This window comes from Peribacillus sp. NJ4 (assembly GCF_030348345.1).
Taxonomy (GTDB): domain Bacteria; phylum Bacillota; class Bacilli; order Bacillales; family DSM-1321; genus Peribacillus.
In genome coordinates this window covers 144,334-163,911 of sequence record NZ_JAUCFQ010000002.1, presented here as the reverse complement: position 1 = coordinate 163,911, position 19,578 = coordinate 144,334, and the positions used below count along the sequence as shown (strand labels likewise).

Annotated in this window: 19 protein-coding genes and 3 pseudogenes; 6 read left to right on the top strand and 16 right to left on the bottom strand. The window is 35.9% G+C overall.

Annotation, left to right across the window (positions count from 1 at the left end):
* Positions 1 to 57 precede the first annotated feature (57 nt).
* A pseudogene (locus tag QUF94_RS25920) lies at positions 58 to 1,035 on the top strand (IS110 family RNA-guided transposase); the annotation flags it as partial.
* Positions 1,036 to 1,276: 241 nt separating this feature from the next.
* On the opposite strand, the gene QUF94_RS25915 reads toward QUF94_RS25920, so the two are convergent.
* From QUF94_RS25915 to QUF94_RS25905, 3 genes are read right to left on the bottom strand one after another with little or no spacing between them, the layout of a single operon-like run.
* Positions 1,277 to 2,413 carry a zinc-dependent alcohol dehydrogenase gene (locus tag QUF94_RS25915; RefSeq protein ID WP_144553640.1) on the bottom strand — a complete coding sequence of 379 codons (1,137 nt, stop codon included), beginning with the start codon at positions 2,411 to 2,413 and terminating at the stop codon, positions 1,277 to 1,279.
* Positions 2,414 to 2,428: 15 nt separating this feature from the next.
* Complete coding sequence (locus QUF94_RS25910) at positions 2,429 to 2,791, bottom strand: spore coat protein (RefSeq protein WP_289318611.1); 363 nt, start codon at positions 2,789 to 2,791, stop codon at positions 2,429 to 2,431.
* 12 nt (positions 2,792 to 2,803) lie between these two features.
* The gene (locus QUF94_RS25905; protein ID WP_137020448.1) at positions 2,804 to 3,019 is read right to left on the bottom strand and encodes a spore coat protein; all 216 of its coding nucleotides are present in this window, start codon (positions 3,017 to 3,019) and stop codon (positions 2,804 to 2,806) included.
* A 187-nt stretch (positions 3,020 to 3,206) separates the two neighbouring features.
* On the opposite strand from QUF94_RS25905, the gene QUF94_RS25900 reads away from it, so the two are divergent.
* Together QUF94_RS25900 and QUF94_RS25895 are read left to right on the top strand one after the other, a co-directional pair.
* The gene (locus tag QUF94_RS25900) at positions 3,207 to 3,410 is read left to right on the top strand and encodes a hypothetical protein (protein ID WP_098371985.1); all 204 of its coding nucleotides are present in this window, start codon (positions 3,207 to 3,209) and stop codon (positions 3,408 to 3,410) included.
* Positions 3,410 to 3,709 carry a spore coat protein gene (locus QUF94_RS25895; protein ID WP_289318610.1) on the top strand — a complete coding sequence of 100 codons (300 nt, stop codon included), beginning with the start codon at positions 3,410 to 3,412 and terminating at the stop codon, positions 3,707 to 3,709. The genes QUF94_RS25900 and QUF94_RS25895 overlap by 1 nt, the downstream gene beginning before the upstream one ends.
* A 211-nt stretch (positions 3,710 to 3,920) precedes the next feature.
* Here the strand turns inward: QUF94_RS25895 and QUF94_RS25890 are convergent, their stop codons facing one another.
* From QUF94_RS25890 to QUF94_RS25855, 8 genes and pseudogenes are all read right to left on the bottom strand, one after another.
* On the bottom strand, positions 3,921 to 4,073 hold the full coding sequence (locus QUF94_RS25890) for a DUF8096 family protein (RefSeq protein ID WP_289318626.1): 153 nt from the start codon (positions 4,071 to 4,073) through the stop codon (positions 3,921 to 3,923).
* Positions 4,074 to 4,310: 237 nt separating this feature from the next.
* The gene (locus QUF94_RS25885) at positions 4,311 to 4,595 is read right to left on the bottom strand and encodes a DUF3784 domain-containing protein (RefSeq protein ID WP_289318609.1); all 285 of its coding nucleotides are present in this window, start codon (positions 4,593 to 4,595) and stop codon (positions 4,311 to 4,313) included.
* A 195-nt stretch (positions 4,596 to 4,790) separates the two neighbouring features.
* Positions 4,791 to 5,018, bottom strand: a complete 228-nt coding sequence (locus QUF94_RS25880; protein WP_289318608.1) for a hypothetical protein — start codon at positions 5,016 to 5,018, stop codon at positions 4,791 to 4,793.
* A 232-nt stretch (positions 5,019 to 5,250) separates the two neighbouring features.
* Positions 5,251 to 5,445 (bottom strand): annotated as a pseudogene (locus tag QUF94_RS25875) (CDGSH iron-sulfur domain-containing protein).
* Between the two features lie 3 nt (positions 5,446 to 5,448).
* On the bottom strand, positions 5,449 to 5,673 hold the full coding sequence (locus tag QUF94_RS25870; RefSeq protein WP_056529687.1) for a hypothetical protein: 225 nt from the start codon (positions 5,671 to 5,673) through the stop codon (positions 5,449 to 5,451).
* Between the two features lie 109 nt (positions 5,674 to 5,782).
* On the bottom strand, positions 5,783 to 6,145 hold the full coding sequence (locus QUF94_RS25865) for a cupin domain-containing protein (protein WP_289318607.1): 363 nt from the start codon (positions 6,143 to 6,145) through the stop codon (positions 5,783 to 5,785).
* Between the two features lie 159 nt (positions 6,146 to 6,304).
* Positions 6,305 to 7,402: an L-dopachrome tautomerase-related protein gene (locus QUF94_RS25860; RefSeq protein WP_289318606.1), complete on the bottom strand. Its 1,098-nt coding sequence runs from the start codon at positions 7,400 to 7,402 to the stop codon at positions 6,305 to 6,307.
* Positions 7,403 to 7,987: 585 nt separating this feature from the next.
* Positions 7,988 to 8,857, bottom strand: a complete 870-nt coding sequence (locus QUF94_RS25855; protein ID WP_289318605.1) for a LysR family transcriptional regulator — start codon at positions 8,855 to 8,857, stop codon at positions 7,988 to 7,990.
* A 122-nt stretch (positions 8,858 to 8,979) separates the two neighbouring features.
* Between QUF94_RS25855 and QUF94_RS25850 the strand changes: the two genes are divergently transcribed.
* Positions 8,980 to 10,242, top strand: coding sequence for a benzoate/H(+) symporter BenE family transporter (locus tag QUF94_RS25850; protein ID WP_289318604.1), 1,263 nt, complete (start codon positions 8,980 to 8,982; stop codon positions 10,240 to 10,242).
* Between the two features lie 187 nt (positions 10,243 to 10,429).
* On the opposite strand, the pseudogene QUF94_RS25845 reads toward QUF94_RS25850, so the two are convergent.
* Positions 10,430 to 10,845 (bottom strand): annotated as a pseudogene (locus QUF94_RS25845) (LURP-one-related/scramblase family protein); the annotation flags it as partial.
* A 309-nt stretch (positions 10,846 to 11,154) separates the two neighbouring features.
* Positions 11,155 to 12,141, bottom strand: a complete 987-nt coding sequence (locus QUF94_RS25840) for a YhdH/YhfP family quinone oxidoreductase (RefSeq protein WP_289318603.1) — start codon at positions 12,139 to 12,141, stop codon at positions 11,155 to 11,157.
* Between the two features lie 103 nt (positions 12,142 to 12,244).
* On the opposite strand from QUF94_RS25840, the gene QUF94_RS25835 reads away from it, so the two are divergent.
* Both QUF94_RS25835 and QUF94_RS25830 read left to right on the top strand, forming a co-directional pair.
* Positions 12,245 to 12,664 (top strand): MarR family winged helix-turn-helix transcriptional regulator, encoded by a 420-nt coding sequence (locus QUF94_RS25835; RefSeq protein WP_056519665.1) that lies wholly within the window; start codon positions 12,245 to 12,247, stop codon positions 12,662 to 12,664.
* A 619-nt stretch (positions 12,665 to 13,283) separates the two neighbouring features.
* Entirely contained in the window at positions 13,284 to 14,105 is an 822-nt protein-coding gene (locus QUF94_RS25830; RefSeq protein WP_289318602.1) for an STAS domain-containing protein, read from the top strand.
* 1,088 nt (positions 14,106 to 15,193) lie between these two features.
* Here QUF94_RS25830 and QUF94_RS25825 read toward each other — a convergent pair.
* Genes QUF94_RS25825 through QUF94_RS25815 form a run of 3 tightly spaced genes read right to left on the bottom strand, consistent with a single transcriptional unit; the run spans position 15,194 to position 18,952 of the window.
* Positions 15,194 to 16,282 carry a GerAB/ArcD/ProY family transporter gene (locus QUF94_RS25825; RefSeq protein ID WP_289318562.1) on the bottom strand — a complete coding sequence of 363 codons (1,089 nt, stop codon included), beginning with the start codon at positions 16,280 to 16,282 and terminating at the stop codon, positions 15,194 to 15,196.
* Between the two features lie 26 nt (positions 16,283 to 16,308).
* Positions 16,309 to 17,388 (bottom strand): Ger(x)C family spore germination protein, encoded by a 1,080-nt coding sequence (locus QUF94_RS25820; RefSeq protein ID WP_289318601.1) that lies wholly within the window; start codon positions 17,386 to 17,388, stop codon positions 16,309 to 16,311.
* A 28-nt stretch (positions 17,389 to 17,416) separates the two neighbouring features.
* Entirely contained in the window at positions 17,417 to 18,952 is a 1,536-nt protein-coding gene (locus QUF94_RS25815; RefSeq protein ID WP_289318564.1) for a spore germination protein, read from the bottom strand.
* Between the last annotated feature and the right edge of the window lie 626 nt (positions 18,953 to 19,578).

Below are 19,578 nucleotides of genomic sequence, written 5' to 3'. Positions count from 1 at the left end.
GTTGGGACTACATGGAGGACTAGGGGTACTGATTAGTAAGTAGAGGAGGAAAAAACAATGAATCCAGTTGTTGGTCTGGATGTGGCAAAAGGAGAGAGTCAAGTTCAGGCAATTTAAACCGTATGGGAAGAGCTTTTCAATGAAGCATATCAAAGAGGAATTAGATCATTTTTTAGACTTTCTAAAAGAAGTTGAAGAGGTGACAGGGCTAATGCCTATGGTCATTTTAGAATCTAGGGCATTACCATACTCCCGTTATTCAATACTTGGCGGAACAAGGAATTCTATATATCTTACTAAATCCGATTATTTCTTATCAGGAAAAGAAAACCAGTTTACGTAAGGTAAAAACAGACGCAATCGCTGCGTACCAGTTGTGTGTGCTGTATTATAAAGGTGAACCTCATAAAATTAGAGGGATTCAGCTTTTAGACCTTCGGAATTTGTCAACACAACAGGAAATCGTAACGAATATGTATGTGGAAGCTAAACTTCAGTTTCACACCATTTTAGATCAAGTGTTTCCTGAATACCGGAAGGTTTTTTGGGGATCTATATTCGAAGGTTTCTTTATTGATGTTAAAGGAACATCCTACTTCAGAGGCGGTATTAACAGCCGGAGAAAGTAGACTTGCAGAGAGTGTTATAGAGTTCTGTTCTAGCCGATCGAGTGAATGGGCATGGGAAAAATCAAAAAAAATGATGGATTCCGCATCTCGAAATCCATTTCAAAAAAAACGTGTATGAAAGTCACGTAATCAATCTTCGTATGTATATTGAGTTGCTTTTTCATTACCAGGGACACCTTTCTGATTTGGAAGATCGTATAGTGACCTTGGCAAATGAAATGGAAGAATATAAGATTATCCAATCGATTCCGGTATAGGAGAAAAAATCGCAGCCACGATTATCTCTGAAATTGGTGAAATCGTTCGGTTTAATCATCCGAAAAAACTGGTTGCCTTTGCTGGAGTAAATCCAAGTGTTTACTCATCGGGTAAGTTTACGGAAACCATTAATCGTATTACTAAAAGAGATTTTCGTGGTAGATGGTGGCGGCTAGGATCGCCGCCATAGAAGTTCTTATGGAACTAACCTGCCCCGTTAGTTTAAGTACAAACCTTCACAATCTGCTTCTTTTATCAACCCAAAAACATTGAAAAATTAGTGAAATCCTATTTCTAATTATTGCTTAATTTAATTTATTAGATAAGTTTTCCATAATTTCAACACTCATTGAAGTTAAATCTATTTTTCCAAATGAAAACAACCATCTTTATGGCTTAAGGACCACTTTAATACATCCATCTGTCCTTGTATCAAATACTTCATACCCATGCTTTGCTTGGTCAATTGGAAGTACATGGGTTACAACATCGCCAGGATCTACTTTTCCTTCTGATATTAGTTTATAAAGGTAGGGCATATAAGGAATAACAGGAGCCTGTCCGGTTTTAATATCCACGTTTCTTTGGAAAATATCTCCTAGGGGGAATCCATTATAACGGCCGCCATAAACGCCTGTTATTTGTATGGTTCCCGCCTTACGCACGGCTTGGGACGCAATTACAATCCCTCCCATGGCTCCCCCATGTAATTTAAGACCCGATGCAAGATATTCCATCGGAGTCATTTTGCCACTCATCCCGGAACAGTCAATAACGATATCTGCACCACCTTTAGTGATTTCTTTAAGGTATTCGCCAGTGTTTTCATATTGTGCAAAATTTACGGTTTCGACTTTATTCGTCCTTTTTGCATGCTCTAAACGATAATCGAGATGGTCGACAGCAATCACTCTTTTCGCCCCTTTAAACCAAGCGAATTTTTGAGTAAGTAGACCTACAGGACCACAGCCTAAAACGATAACCGTATCGCCAGATTTGACACCTGCGTGATCTACACTCCAGAATGCTGTGGATGCTGCATCAGCGAGCAACACCAATTTTTCATCTTCTACCTCGCAGTCTTCTGGGATTTTGAAAGGGGTAAAGTTTCCATAAGGAACACGCATATATTCAGCTTGCCCGCCCGCATACCCACCAGTTGTTTCTGAGTATCCAAAAAAACCACCCATTTCCCCATGAGGATTTGAATTATCGCACTGACTTGTAAGGTCGTGGTCGCAATACCAGCAGCTCCCGCAGCTAACGTTAAAGGGGATAATGACCCGGTCTCCCTTCTTTAACTTAGTTACCCCTGGTCCAACTTCCTCAACAACCCCCATCGGCTCATGACCAATCACATAATCTGTAGGCATATTGGGAATTAATTGATGAATTAAGTGCAAATCGGAGCCGCAAATCGCTGAAGTAGTGATTTTTACAATAATATCATCCGAATTTTTGATGTTAGGGTCTTTAACTTCTTTAACCTGTACATTTTTATTGCCCTGGTAAGTTACGGCTTTCATGATGCTTTTCCTCCTTTATTTATTCGGCGTTGCGAACATGCCGAGTCTGTCAGTATCATTCGGGAAAAGATTCATCCCAGCGATACTAACCGCCATATCGGCTGATTTCAAATCTAATTCCACCTGTTTACCTACATCGTTCGGATAAAGCCAGCCCTTCCTGATCATTAAATCGGTTAACTCACCATGTAAGTCAATAGATTGCTCCATTTGCTGGTACAATGCTTTTCTCAATGCGGGATTCGCTGTTTCAGATAATGCAATACCATAAGTATGAATCCCACTTTTGATAGAGAGTAGAAAATCTAGCGCGAAAGAGGAATCAGCCATTTCCGGCATATGTTCAGCGCCTTGAGGATCTAAAAAATCCATTTCCATTTAAATTTCACCTCATTTTTCATAGTTTGTTCGGGCTTGTGTATAAAATCCCTTTAGCTCGTTTATAGCAGCTATAGATTGTTGTACGTCTTTTTCCATTAATGCTTTTAAGTCATTGTCAAAGCAAATTCCTTGCATTAATTTTGATCTCATTAAACCTATTGTTTTAAAATTTAAAATTTCATGCGTTTCCATGGTTTCATGAAATGCCAAGCTTTCATTTTCCATACGTTCACCTCCCTAATCTATATAACAAAAATACCTTTCCCAGTTCATCTGTTAGTTATACGGAATATTGACCGATAGGTAGTTTATTTCGCAAAATACACGTTACCTTTGCAAATGATGATGTATAAAAACTTTTGTATTACAAAAGATATGTAGGTGAATTCTCAAAGAAATGGAGTGAAAAATCATGACGAAGAATTTAGGTCTGCATGAGACTTTAGAGGCGCACGAAATTTTAACTTTCAAGAGTCTTTGTCTAACAAAGTCCTCTACAATGAGCAGTTTAGTACAGGATACAGAACTACAAAATATTCTATTAAAAGACATGAGCACTGGTACACAAGATATTCAAAAACTGCAGGAAATTCTGACGAATCGAGGGGAACAGTAATGACAAATTTTTTGCAAAATATGGCGGGTATGGGTGGCATGACTGATCAGGTTATTGCGTCGGACTTCTTAATATCCGCAAAATCAGGAATTAGAAATATTGCATTTGCCATTACGGAAACAAAAACACCTGAATTGAAAGCAGCCTTAAGAGAACAGCTTCGTGTCGCTGTAGAAAGACACGGAGAGATAAGTAACTATATGATTTCAAAAGGTTACTATCATCCACATGATTTAAGTGAACAATTACAAGTTGATTTAAATACAGCAAATACAGCCCTAAACCTTCCTCAACAATAAAGTCAACTCATGGATGTGAAAACAGACAGATTACACAGCGGTACGGGCAAATAGAAAAAAGCAATGAATTTCTCAAACTAGAGATACATTGCTTTTTTTAGTGGTATATTATAGCAAGTTCTTATAATTGTAATGTAGATGATCCAATCTATAATAAGCTGTTGTGTTTTACTAATTTTACTTCTTTCTTAATATGTTTAAATCGATTTCTTCATGCCACACATACATAGTTCTTAACCGCACTTTCAAACTGAGCTTTACCGCAATTGTCACAGCGACCACTAACGATGTCAGGATAATCTTCGTAGTCATAAATAATTATGCTGTCATATTCCTTTTTTTCTTCTGGAATTTCTTCAGACAAAGTAAAATCACCTTCACTATTTTATTTGATTATATATATTCTACGAAAGACGGAATGCGGAGCTTATCAAGACCTTAATTATAAAAACCCTAATAAATAAAGGAGAGCACATATTAACGATGTATAATATGTACTCTCCTTTTATCTTTTAATGAACTAACGCACCCGCTAGTTCCATAAGAAAAGAGCTGATCGTGATCGTCACAGCTCATTAAAGCTATAGTACCTTTGGTTGGATTAATCAAGTAACCTTCTATTGATAAATACGTACACAATGGTTAATAAAATCAACATAGCAATGATAAAAACCGTTAATTCATAAGGATAGTCAATAAAACTATTGACGACTACTAACAATCCTAACGGTAGAAAAAAAGTTCCACCTGTTACTGTGCCTAATAAGGACTTATTTTTTATCATCTTTTCATTAAATCCTGCTAACAACCAGGTTTGCTTTTTCACAGCTACTAAGTACGACACAAGTAAAAGAGCTATACCAATTACCAATAATCCATAATCCACCTTTTTACCCCCAAAGGACACTTTATTTCCGGATACTTTTTTATACGAACCAAAAAGGTAAAAGTTCCCTTTTTTTGAACTAACCTGCACCGATAGTTGCATAAGAAAAAGCTGCCTTAAAGACAGCTCCGATCTTCAGCTAACGCACCCGTTAGTTGATTAATATGTCTATCCCCATTCCACAAAACATTATCGTTAGAATAAACCAAAATATATATTCTCTTTTTTTACAATGTAGTTTTCAATTCTTATTAGTAGGGTGATTATTCCTGCAATTAGTCTTAAAATTCCAGAGTGAAAATAATCTATACTGTCATAAGTTTGGAAATATAATATTGTTGCAAAGATTACCAAAACCCACTGTAAAAACAGAATAGGTTTATTTCTGTCATCCCAAAATTCTTTTCTCAAGAAAGAACGCATTGTTTTATCTCCTCAATCTAAATAAAAGTCTACTCGTATTATAAACTGTAATGAACTATCCCGCCCCTTTAGTTCATTAAGCAAAAAGGCCACCCAATGGCAGCCCCGGTTCTCAACTAACGCACCCGATAGTTCAACAACATACTCTTTCGTAAAAGAAAAATGAATCGGGCGGCTTTTTTTGGGGTTCGATTTCCCAAAAGGGTGCCCTACAGCTTCTGTCCCACTAGCTTTATTCTGCCCTAACTACGCTTTCGAAATTACTTTTGTGGGATCCGTCACAAAAAGGTTTATTATCGGAAAGTCCACATCTGCATAGGGAAAAGGCTTCTTTTGTTTAAATTTTATTCCCTTCACCATCGACTAGCTCTACATTCCCTGATACACGTAATGAACCATTATCATTAACTTTAATAGTAGCTATAATAAATCACCTCTTTTTTAAAACATTTTTGCCATGGGGGAATAACTTTAAACGATAAATAAGTTCTACTTCCTCAATATTATTTGATTGACATCCTGCAATTACCAAAAGAAGGAGTGTTATACCAATAAAAACACACCACATTTTATCGCCCTCCCCCTTATTTTTAGAGGATATTACTTTAAAAAGTTCCAAAAACCTTATTCTACTAACCTGATCCTTTAGCTGCATAAGAAAAAGCAATCCTTCTTAATGAAGAATCGTACCCGTTAGTTAAGGAATCGACTTTTTTTACTTCTTCTTAATGAACTAACGCACCCGTTAGTTCAACAAGATTTTTTTATTTATGTTCTTTAATTGGCATAAAATTAGAAGGGGTTAATTCTTCAGACTCAATTACAATTGCAGTTAGTCCAGTGGCAGTTGCTGTTTCGTGTCCTTCGCCTTTTTCCCAAAAGACCACATCGTTAGCTTTTATATTTACTTTTAATTCATCATCACTACGAACCCACCCTTCCCCATCTACAACAATGAGTAATTGTGGAATAACAGCTTGATGGAAACCTACAATTCCGTTAGCTTCTAAATGCATACAACCAATTTGTGTGGGTTTTTCTGTTTTTACAATTCGAGACATAATGAAATTTGAATTAAAATGAGAAATATTTTTTCCTACTTCCTTGTCAAATCTATAAAATTCCAAAAAGATTAACCCCCTCTTTTTACATTCTACTTTGTAAATACTACGTACTTAATCAATAGTCCTGTTTAGAATTTATTCTTTCACTTACCTGCCCTTTTTGCTGCATAAGAAAAAGCTGCCTTAAAGACAGCTCCGATTTTCAGCCTGTTCGTTCTATTACTATGAAAAGGTAGGAGCAGGGAATTCATCAATTCTCATACGAAGTAAACTATATGGTTTTTCCCGCAGGTCTCTTCCATAATGAAATCTCGCCTGCCGATGTAATTGATTCACAATGACATATAAGTATTGATCGGGGCCAATCGAAAAAGTATCCGGCCATAAAATTCTCGGGTCATGTGCGATGGTTTCCATTGCGCCATTCGGCAATATCTTCCGGATACTATTGTTTTCATAGTCTCCCGCATAAACGGTTCCTTTTGCGCCGGTAATCATTCCATCAGACGCACCTTTTTCCCCCCAATACTGCACATATTGGGATAAATTCAGGTCCTGTATCCTTCTGTCTCTTAGGGCTTCTGTTGAGATCGAGAACAGCTGACGGCTGGTTAGCGGAGCATAAAATAAAACCTTTCCATCAGGAGAAATCGCTAAACTATCGGAAGCCAATCTAAATGGGAAAGTCGAGCCGTCCGGGTTTCGATTCATCAAAGTTTCACCTTCTACTTTCGGTAAAAAATAGGGATCAGGTGAAGTTGATATTGCCCCATTTAACCGTCTAAACGCGTTCCCATTTTCTAAATCTACGACGATAATAGCCCCTGGCCCTCTGGAAGAAGAATCCGTTATATATGCATAGCCTGCTCTTCCAACCCGAAAATCCAAACGGACATCATTCAGATAAGTTGTTGGCAAGACAACATCTTCTGTAAAGGTATATACTCTCCTTATTGTATTCGTTCTTAAATCAACAGCAACTAATTTTGCTCCCCCTTGAATAGGTTCAGAAAAATTTGGTGCCCCTGTATCTAGTACCCAAAGTGTTCCTCTTCCATCAGCAACGATACTTTGGACACTGACGAAAGACATCGTAATATTACCAGTATTAACCAAATTGGTTTCTACATTGGGATAAGGCTGCAATTCACCCTCAACAATTTCCGCCACAGTAAATTGAACGTCGTCTCCCCATTTCGGAAAGCATACAAAAATACGACCGGTTTCGGAAACGCTGACACCTGTAGGCATAGCCCCATAAAAAGCATGCACCAGTTCAAACTGCCCAAAATATTTTTCCATAGGTAACATAGGTTGCATGATATCCTCCTCATCAAATCCGAACGGATATCACCTATATATGATGAAAATTTTTTGTAGTGCCTGGTTCTTGATAAATTTTCTATCGTGATGGATGCTGTGGGTTTATTAGTCCAGGAGAAACATGGGAGTTTCGATAAAGTGATTCAAACTTCCATGTTTCTCCAAAGACGGGGAATGAGAGCATCTGAATTTACGTTTGCAGTCAATTTTAGAACTAACATAAAAACTATTATGATTTGAGTCCCGTCCAGCAGCCTGGTTAGAAAATAAATCTGTCTCCTTTAAAGGGGAGTAGTTTTAAGTTTAATGTAACTTTTTCATCCTGAGCATAAGTAAGAATTTTTAGAAGCCTATAAAGTGGGCGGATATTCATTTAATATAGATTATTTAAGAACCTCATTTATTTATGATACGGTTCCCCATAACGAATCTAAATGAGGTTATAAAACCATGATATATTTTATTTTTCATTTAAAGATCTACTTTACCACAGTCAAAACTAATACCTGTTTCATTTTATTTGCCATTTTTGCCATTTTTCAACGTTGAAGTCTTTTACTTTTGAGTAAATAATTTTGGTGTCTAAAAAAGTTTTAAAAATTCTTTTGCTGCTTTTGATAAATAACTATTCTTCCTCCAAATTACTTTGGGTTCAGATATTAAGGTCTGATCCTTTAGCTGAATGACTCTCAATCCTCCCAATGAATGGAGGGATAATAACGAGAGCGGTAAGATCGTTGCACCAAACCCCGATGAAACGAGACCAAGTAACATAATTAAATCCTGACATTCGCACAGTATATTTGGTTCTAAATCTAACCGTTGAAATTCATTGACAATTTGTCCATACGCACCTAAACCATAGTTTGGTCGCAGAAGAATCAATGGCAAATCGATGATTTCCTCTAACCTGCATTGTTCTGATCCACTCCACGTCCATTTTTCAGGCAAAACAAGCACATATGGGTCAATTTCCAATGTCATTTGAGAGATACTTTTTTCCGTTATTGGACTATTTGTTATCGCAATCTCAATCTGACGTTTAGATAACATTTTCATGAGATGAATCGTTTCACCTTCCCATACTTTGAAAGTAAGACCAGGATTTTTCTCACGAATATCTACCACCTTGGAAAGAATTAAAGATGCACAATAAAGATTGGATCCAACAGATAAAATCCCACTGTTGTCTTTCCTCAATTCTTGAACTTCTACCATTGTTTCATCAAGTTTATTTAAAAGTTCTTTTGCTCGAAGAAGTAATCTTTCCCCCTCCAAGGTTAAATTAAGACTTTTGTTATCTCGATCAAATAAAATGACGCCTAGCTCTTCTTCCATTTGTTTGAGTTGTCTGCTCAAAGGGGGTTGAGCAATATTTAATTTCTTTGCAGCTGTCGTGATCTTACCTTCTTCTGCTATAGTGACAAAGTATTTTAACTGTCGAATATCCAAGATGAAACCTCCATCATATCTAAAAGATATAGTAAAAAGATAAAACAGATATTTTAAGTATTGATAAATTAAGTATACACTACGATGTAGTGTAATTCATAAGTTGAAGGGGAGTGACTTTGTTGTTCAAAAAAAATACCATACAATTTCCAAAGCTTTTATCAGTTGGGAATATATCGAATGGATTTGTGGCCTGGCTTTTTGGTTCAGCAGGACCATTATTAATTGTTTTACAAGCTGCTGAAAAAGGTCATTTGTCTGGTAGCATAACCAGCTCATGGATTTTCGCCATTTATGGAATGGGGGGACTCCTAACGCTCATCGTCTCCTTATATTATGGGCAACCCATAGGCTATGCCTTTTCAATACCTGGAGCCATTCTTGTCGGCTCAAGCTTAACCCATTATTCTTTCAACCAAGTGGTTGGTGCCTATATTATAACCGGGATCCTTATTTTTCTTTTAGGATTATCTGGCCTTGTTACAAAATTGATGAAGGTTTTGCCTATGCCAGTTATGATGGGGATGGTGTCAGGCGTCTTACTCCCTTTCGGAACTGAAATGATCGGCTCGGTTGTAAAAAATCCTTTACTCAACGGAATCCCTTTACTTGTCTTTCTAGCTCTTTCTTTTTTCTTACGATTTTCAAAAAAGTTTCCGCCTATATTAGGGGCGATCATTGCAGCAATTCTTTGTCTTAAATTTTTGCCGAACGTTTCTGTACAGCCTATCCATATAACAATGGGCATTCCCCATTTTATCATTCCATCATTTAGTTTTTCCGTTGTAGGGGAACTTGTCATTCCATTACTCTTAACGGTTATTGCCATTCAAAATGCCCAAGGGATTGCTATGTTAGAGACCCATGGCTATCGTCCACCGATCAATGCCATGACCAATTGGAGCGGAATCGGTACCATTATAAATGCTTTTTTTGGGGGCCACCCAGCCTGTATTGCAGGTCCCATGACGGGCTTACTTGTTAATAAAGAATCAGGCAAACTTGAACATAGGTATGTCGCTGCTATTGTATTAGGAGTATTATCCTGTCTATTAGCTCTATTCTCTCCAATAGCTTCGCAAATTCCATATGTCATTCCTGCCTCATTAATTCAATTACTAGGTGGCGTCGCCATGATTAGTGTACTGGTTGACTCTTTGAAAATGAGTTTCTCTGGTCCATTCAAATCAGGCGCCCTCTTTTCCTTTATAATCACAATCTCTGGGATCTCTATTCTCCATATTGGAGCGCCATTCTGGGGTCTGGTTGGGGGTACCTTGGCCACCGTATTCTTGGATAAACAAGATTTTTATAAATCCGAATCAAGTGACCAAAACAATGAAACTAACTTGAGTGAAGCTCTTTACAAGGACAAAATTTCCTAACACCGTTTCTTTAGACCTCGGATACATCTCATGACAAAATAAATGCCACCTAGACATAGTGCAGTCTAGGTGGCATTTATTTCTTTGTATAGAGTAAAAACCTCATATACTTATGATACGATTCACCGCACCTATTCAAGCAGTGATTTTTTTAAAACTGTCAGCCTTTTAATTTTACACTTCTACTTTAAATCGACGCTGCTGATGAAGCAGCTGCTTGATCAGCCTTCACACAATCAATTGTAACAACGAGTGCAATAATAATGGTTTCCATCTCTTCATCTATTATTTGAACCTTGTAGCTATCGCCCCAAGTGAACCACTCCTTGCCCACTTCACCTACGATTTTACCATGCTGTACAACTTGAAAATCCATATCCAACCAATTACCATATACTTCAATGCCTGCCGCATCAATTGTATATCGTGCTTTTAAGAAGGAAATTCCTTCTTTATTGTTAATACCTCTCGACCATTCACCTCAACCAAAAACTTTGGTAAAATGCTGAACACCTTTTTCGTAATGAGTGCTACTTCATCTCTTGCTGTATTCATAATGGAGAAAGTCTTTGGAACTTGCATAAAACTTCCCTCCACGTAATATTTAAGTCTTTTACATTACTTACGTTTGAAATGGGCATTGGTTCCAATCTTATGCATTAAATTCCAAATAATAGTTTCACTTAAAAGCTCCTTCTTTTCGGTTCACCACTATTTATCCTTACTAATTTACCTTTTGTAAAGTCAGCAATTCTTCCTTCGCAATCTGGCCCAATTGTTGAATAACTCCTTATGTACTCTTCAACTAGCTGCCCCGATGGTTCCATAAGAAAAAGCTGCCCTAAAGACAGCTCTGATCTTCAGCTAACTAAGATAAGCGTTGTTTACTTCTTGAAAAAGGTTAAATGTTTTTTAATATTTAATAATGGTTCTTCCCAAATGGTGACCATTTTTAATCGCTTCAATCGTTTGAGGTAATTCTTCAAGTGAAATTTCACTTATTAGAGTAGTTTGAGAAATATTCCATTCATTCGCTATTTTCTCCCAAATATAACCACGATCTTTGATTGGTACATTTACAGAATCAATTCCCAAAAGGTTAATTCCTCTAAGTATAAACGGCAATACTGTTGATGTTAGTTTTATACCACCTGCATTCCCACACATACTCATACTTCCACCATAAGAAATTTGAGGAATTAATACAGAAGCAATTTCCCCACCAACAGTATCTAGGACAAAGTCAAACTTTTGCTTATTTAATGGTTTATTTTGCACTCCTAATTCATTTACAAAAATGACATCGGTAGCTCCTAAAGATATAGCTACCTCTATTTGGTGTTCTTTTCGAACTAAAGCAGAAATATTTTTGTAACCAATTTTAGATAAAATTTGTAAAGCAATACTACCTACTCCACCAGTTGAACCAGTGACTAGAATCCTAGGGTTTTTAATTATATCCATACCTTTCTCCTCTAAAGCTATGATAGAAAGGGCAGCCGTAAACCCTGCTGTTCCAAAAACCATAGCATCTTTTAAGGTTAAATTGACTGGCATAGGAACAATCCAATCTCCAGGGACTCTAGCATATTCTGCAAATCCTCCTGTATGGCTCATCCCCATAGCAAAACCTGTAACAACAACTTTCTGTCCCTCTGTGTAACGATTATCTGTTGTATGAACAATGGTTCCACTTAAATCAATTCCGGGGATCATTGGGTAATTCCGAATAATTCCTCCATTTTTTTGAACAGCTAACATATCCTTATAGTTTATTGAAGAATATGACACCTTAATTAAAACCTCGCCGTCCGAAAGACTGTCAAGATTAACATCTTCCAAACCATAAATTACTTGATCATGTTTTTCTTTTACAATAATTGCCTTGAATGTATTCATAGATATCTACCTCCTTTTTGATACAAAACATTTTTGCATCAAAAATGTTTCATTACAAAAACTAACATGATATTATAGGTAATGTCAATATGGAGGAGATACTATGGAATTAAAAGATTGCATGAACTTTTTACTAAGTGCTAGTCAGAATAAAGTTTTTAAATATTTCAGCAAGCTTTTAGAGGAATTTGGAGTAACACCAGCTCAATATGGTGTGTTAAATTGTTTGTGGAGAGAAGGACAATTATCCCCTAAACAAATTGGAGAAATGGTATATTTAGAAGCCCCTACTGTCTCGGGGATATTAGATAAAATGCAAAAAGCTGAATTAATAGAACGTTCGGTAGATCCAAAAAATCGTAGAAATGTTTTAGTGATGGCTACTCAAAAATCTAAAGAAATCAGAGATGAAGTTGAAGCTGCAACAATTAAGTTGAATAATAAGGTTCTTCAAAACTTGTCGGATAATGATAAAGTAGTACTAAAAAAAGCATTAAATACAATAATAAAGTCTGATTTTTAACGATATGTAGCCAATATAATAACACTTATTTTCTTAACCTACGGTTGGAACAGTACTTGGTTGGAGTGTAAATTTGCAGATTAGCTCTACCTAGTTTGTTAATATAAAAAAATTAAATTAGCCCCCCTCATAATGATTGATGGGGGGGGCCTGACTACGTTGTAAAATGTAAGACTTATAAATCCCATTGTTAAACTAACCTGCCCCTTTAGTTGCATAAAGAAAAAGCTGCCTTAAAGACAGCTCTGATCTTCAGATAACGCCCGTTAGCCATCCATGAATCGCAAAAATCGGCGATTCACCACAAAGAATGAAAAAGGTTAGGAAGTGTCAATACTGATACTGCCCTTAATCCAGTCAACCCTAATCCATAGACTAATTAATTAACGCTCTCCTCTTTTTTTTAAACGATTGAGCAGGGTCTTCTTAAGTATTGTCATTTTTCATTTTTAAAGAAACTTATTTTCATGGTAGTTTAAGTAAAAATCTTAACAATATTAATTAACAAAAATACATCCATTTTCCCTTTAAATTAGAAGCTTATGGTGTAAACGTGTTTAGTAATTAAAAGAACCGGGTAATAGTAGTTTTGGCATATAAAAAATAGGAGGATTAGGTTATGAAGGGGTCACTAGATACATATAAATTTCTGGAATTCATCCAAGAAAATAAAGAGGATTTTGAAGATTCATTATTAAACGAAGCATCTTATGTGAAAGAAAAAATCGAAGAAATTTTAACGATCGGTAATATTGACCTGATAAATAATGCCCATAGTCTTGTTCAATACATTATTGAGGGTAAAGAACAAGAACTTCAATCATTTGCTAAGCAAGAAGGTATAGCTTGGGCGACACACGCAATACCCTTATCTTTCAAATTAGAGTGGGTGCAAGCCATTCGAAGGACCTTGTGGAGGTTCCTACAAGAATATAACGAGGTAAAGAATAAGGTTATTACTGAAGAATTTTTTTCGGTAGAAAAACAAGTTAATAATCAGGTAGACAGATTTTTAAATGTTTTTTTTATTACATATTCTCAATACAAAGATTCGTTGATAATGGCTCAAAAAGAATTGGTTGAAAATCTTTCAGTGCCTATAATACCAATAACACCCACTATATGTATTTTGCCTCTTATTGGTGCGGTTGATCTTTACCGAACGAATATTCTCGAGGAAAAAGTTTTAATAGAGATTGGAAAATTACGTATTCAAACATTGATTATGGACTTATCTGGAATTATGGAAATCGAGGCCGAAGTAATTGATCATTTAATGAAGATTATAGACGGCACTTCATTAATGGGATGTACCACTGTGATTACCGGGTTAAGAGCTGAAGTGGTTAGTAGTATGATAAACGTAGGAATAAGATTAAATGAAAAAGCACAAACATTAGGAACTTTACAACAAGCATTGAATAAATACTTATTAAGTTAAACACGGAGAATTTTAGAGGAGAGTGCTTTGCCGACTCTTTTTTCTTATTCAATATATTCTGAACAACTGTCTAAATATTTGTTCCTGCCCGGCAGTTACGCCTTGGTATAAGCTATAGTTAGGGTATTTAGTTTTTAATTCAACACTAATCAAATCATTTTTTTCTTCAACTAAAATGCTGGTACATAAAGAATGTGCTGCCTTAAAAACAGCTCCTGTTTTCAGCTAACGCACCCGTTAGCCATCCATGAAGCGCAAAAATCATCGCTTCACCGCAGAGAATGAAAATTGGTCTCTAGGTCGATAATGTTTTAATGGCTGGCGAACAAGGTCGTTGAACTATGGTGCCTTTGAGCCCATCAGTTAGTCTGACTCCGACGACCACGGTGTACCACCGACTGTCGCGCCCTTTATGGGTAGCACTCATGGGAGATTAATCCTTTTTGATCGTCGCGCTAGCCTTTACTTAATTTGCAATGATTGGAGGTTTTTGTTTAACGATTTACCAAACTAATTAGATCACTCATAAGGCTCAGCCTTTTTTTAAAAAGCATTTTTACTGGGTCAATTTTGTTGTGGTTTTTTCTGGATATTGAGCTTTTTTAACTTTTATGGGAGCTCAATAAGAAAAACGATACCTCTTATTGAAGTATCGCACTCGTTAGTTTAATAAGTACATCATTAATCAATCAAATGGTTCTCTTCAATTTTCTTTTCTTATTTGAATCTGTAATTAATATTAAAACTAAGATTCTTAGGGCTTATTCCGCACAATTGCACCTCCCCTACTTACTCCCATTCCTCCCCCCCTAATTAACTTCAATCCAACAAAATGCGTTATGATACCTAAATTTACAGAATCAATGGAGAAATATATAATGGTAAGCTTGATTTGTGTTAAAACATCAGTGTGACAAATCCCGGACGCAATAAGGCGAACTAAAACCTCACTTAGTTTAGGATCATCATTGTAATTTCTGTGATTTGGAATGGTTCACCTTCCCCAATGTAACTGCAGACCTTTTCTGTTGAATCCTTACAAAACGATCTGCCCAGATTGTATTATAAGTTTCTAGAAGCTTTCTATCCTACTTAGTTATTTTATGCTTAATATGAATGTACAAAAAGAGAAAAGGGATATATAGATACACAAAGTAAAAAGCAATGTTTGAATACATTTCATTCAATCGCTCTATTTGACTCCTCTCTTTGAGCACATTAGCTATAATAAAGAATAGGACCAGTACAATGAACAGACTTATACGTTGTTTCACATTTATTACTTTCTTAATAGCACGACAACCTGCCCATATTTTCACACTGATATTGGGTAATACGAGAAGTAACCAAATCGAAACAACGATAAATTCGACTCTTTCTATTAGAGGGAATTTCGCAATTTTCATTTGAGCTAATGTTGGCCATATTGTATGGTTTAATTGTCCTTCACTAAAGAAAACAAATGTGATGAGTGCTACTATTAGATAAAGTAAGCTTGAGAACAAAAGTCCAAAATGGGCCCATTTTTGTGATTTGTCTGGATTTTTTATGAATGGGTAGAACATGAATAAGGTCTCAAAGCCAACATACTGAAACAACATAGCTTTAGAGGATGATACGATTTCCTTCACAGAGTGGTTAAAGACGGGTAATAAATTGTGAAAATTGGCAAATTCCAATGAAAAAAAATTAAGGGGAAACAGGATAATAAAGGGTATGATAGTTCCCCAGAAACACATTCCAGTAATCACGCGGAATCCACCGGATACAACGTAATAAATGAGGACTAGAAGAATGAGGCTTATTTGCCAGGTCTTCATTAAGGGAAACAGCCAAACTTGAACAACTTCAACATAAACACGGAAAACAATTAACGCTAATATAAGAAAGTAGAAAATCACAAAAATGTTGAACAGTCCGCCAATCCATTTTCCAAAGCAAAATTTGTGAACATGTATGACATCATTTTTAGCAATTCCAAGAATACGATAGACCATCCAAACTAGTATATGAATGCTTATACTTGATAAAATGATGGAAATCCATGCATCATAACCTGCGTCCTTCGTTATTTCTCGTTGAAAACTCATGATTCCTATGCCAATAATATTCGTGTAGATCAGAAAGAAAACGTAAAAGGAAGATACTAAATGTCGTTCGTCTAGTAATGATTTCACGTGGTTCCTCCTCTTATCATGCAGACTTACTCTTCAATACCTGTATTTAGGATGTCAATATTTGTGTGTACAGTGGTTTTTACTTCTGGGTATATCTCCATAAACCGTTGATAGTCCCAATTTCTTGAGGTGGCTCTAACCTTTTCTCCCAACCCAATGGGATCAACATTGTATCCTTGTGCCAGTGAAATTAAACGTTGGACCTCTTCCTTAAAGTGTGCATTTAAAATTCGTTCCAATTTTACAATATCTTTATCTTTTTTCAAATCAAACCAGGATGATGCTTTTTCAATCTCTGCATGGATGGTTAAATCGATGAATATACTCGGAATGTCTTCGCTTTTCTCAACCGTATATGTAGTTTTTGCATCCAGGTTTTTCAAGAGAATAAAACCTTCCTTTTTATTTTGCGTGATTTTGGTTTTATATTGTCCATTTTGAGACCCATCAATTAATGTTTTTAGAATTAAGGACTGTCTTAAATTAATATGATTTATGTACTTCCCGTTTTTTAATAAGGCTAACCCGTCAATTTTAATTTGATTTTCCTCTAGGATAAAGTAAGGTAAAATTTGATCCCTCCCTTCTTGATGAAAATTGTTCAAAAACATGTGCAGATTCATTTTTGGCAAATTACCACTTTCAATGTTTTGATTGATTTTTTCACTTAAATGGAATGAAAGATTCACATGTTTACTGGATTGAAGTATATCTTCGGCTGTGTTTTCAGCAATGCCCAACTGCATTCGACTCGCCGTATTTGGATTTCGGGCAAAATTAGTGATAACATCTTCGATTCCTTGTGTGGCATATTCCTTGCCGAACAATACAAAATCTAATTTTCCTGTCTCAATAGGATAAGCAGATTTTGCATTCAGTCTCGGGAGTATGTCTTCATATGAATCAGACACCGTTTTATAAATCTTCAATTTGATATTTCCCTTCTCCGCGAAAGTAGGATAAATAGCAATTCCTTTAACTTTGCCTTCTTCCCGATCATATCCTAGAGCTTCAATTATCTGAACTTCATCAATGATCCTCTCATGTATACCACACCCTGATAAAAAGAAAGTTAAGCTAAAAGTTAACAGAAAACATAATTTCATTTACTTCACCTTTATGACCCTTTCCTGATTATTCATCAAAATCACTTTTCTTTTTTTTGTGATTATCTGGGTGGTATCTCCAAATTGATTTAGGACGTAAATAATTTGGCCTTTTGGATGTTTTACTATAAGAGGAACGGATCAGGCTGTCCGTTAAATCCTCTGGCCTAAAAGGATAAAATGGAACGGTATAGGGTGTTCCTAAAGATTCTAACCGTGTAAGGTGAGTGATTAAAAAGGCAATCCCGATAACGATACCTAGTCCCCCCCAAATAGATGCGAAGAGAATTAAAGGAAAACGTAAAAAACGTATAGTGTTCGACATTTTATAAATGGGGGTAGTAAAGGAAGCTAAGGCAGATAAGGCGACTATAATGAGTAAGACATTACTTGTAAGGGCCGCCTCAACTGACGCTTGGCCGATAACAATACCGCCCACTATTCCCAATGTTTGTCCTACTTTTGTAGGTAACCGGACTCCCGCTTCACGTAATAGTTCAATCGTGAATTCCAGAAAAATCACCTCTAATACCGGTGGAAACGGGACATTATAACGAGAAACACTAAGTGAACCGAATAAATCGTTTGGAATCATCTCGTAATGGTAAGTGATAACGGCTATATAAATAGATGTTCCAAAAATGGAGAAAAGGACACTGCATATCCGTATTAAACGAAAAAAAGATCCAAGAATCCATGGGAGAAAGTAATCTTCAGGTGAAATAAAATAATCAATGATCGTAGAAGGACCTGTAATGACATATGGCGACCCACTACTTAAAACAGCTACTTGTCCGTTAATAAGAGATTGAACCGCCCTATCCACACGTTCAGTTGGAAGAAGCAAAGGAAACGGTGTAAGGGAATTATCTTCTATAAATTGATGCAGCTGAGAAGTATCAAAAATGACATCAAAATCAATATCTTGAAGCCGTTGGGTCATGGTATTAACATGCTGCTCACTCGTAATCCCATCAATATGAGCAATAATAACTCGAGTATTTGAAGTAGAACCAATGTTTACTTCCTTCGTAATTAGATCAGTTGTATTTATTTGTTGTCTTAATAAATGTATATTTACATCAATATTCTCTAGAAACCCAATTTGTGGACCCACCACACTAAACTCATTTTCAACGTTATTTTGTTCACGCAATCCAGCTTTATCATTAGATAAGAGAATTAAAGCAACCCTTTGATCATTTTCCTTCATTTGAAGTATCGCATACCCTTTAAGTAACTTTGATTCAGCTTCGTTCCCATTATCCGTTATTACAATATCTTCTATTGCGATGATTTTCTTTATGTCATCAATTTTCTCTAGCCTGTCTAGTTTAAAAGGAGTCTCTCGGAAAATCAGTAAAATTTTCAGTTGGAGTTGTTGTTGATCGACCAGTGTATTGTAGTAAGAAATGATTAAATGTCCCGATTCATCCGTAAGTGGAAATTGTTTAAAATCACTGGATTTTTTAGCCTTAGCAAACAGCTGGCCAATATCTTGTGAATTCTCAGTCACGGCCTGTTTGTCTTTATTATTTCTAATCTTTCGTTTTTTGAAGAACATCTAATCACCTCCCTATTACAAATGAATTTATATCCTTCTATATTATGTGAAGGCATCCCCATATTTATGTAAATCCGTTTTATAATAAGTGAAAACTTTATCCTCTCCAGTTTACATAATATAAATATAGCTTAGAGTAAGCAAAGGACCATGATCCTAAAGAAATAATCCCTGTAGGGGTAGGTTCGGACAGCAAAACACAAATTTACAAAGTTAAAACTTTTTCAAAATAAAAAGAGCCAAAAGGCTCTCTTAAATCATCGAATGGAGTTTAAATTTTAATGCTCCCCTGTATGATAAGTTAAATATTACAAGATATTGTTAATTTAAATCATGTTTAATCATTGATTTATAATAATTAATTAATATAACAATTTAAGGGCTACTAATCACTTAAAATACTTTATCTTTCATAAGTGTCTTCACTACATAAATTTGTTGAAATATAGAAAATAAACTTCATTAATGGTTTGTTTAAACGACTTCACCGGAAGGGGGCGCATACAGGCTTCAGATAAGGAGGAATGTTCGTTTATCTAATAGCAGCAGAAGCCATGAGCCGTTTGGAGGATGCAATACAGTAATTTTCAAGTGTATATTACTGTGTTTTTTCATTCTATCAATTA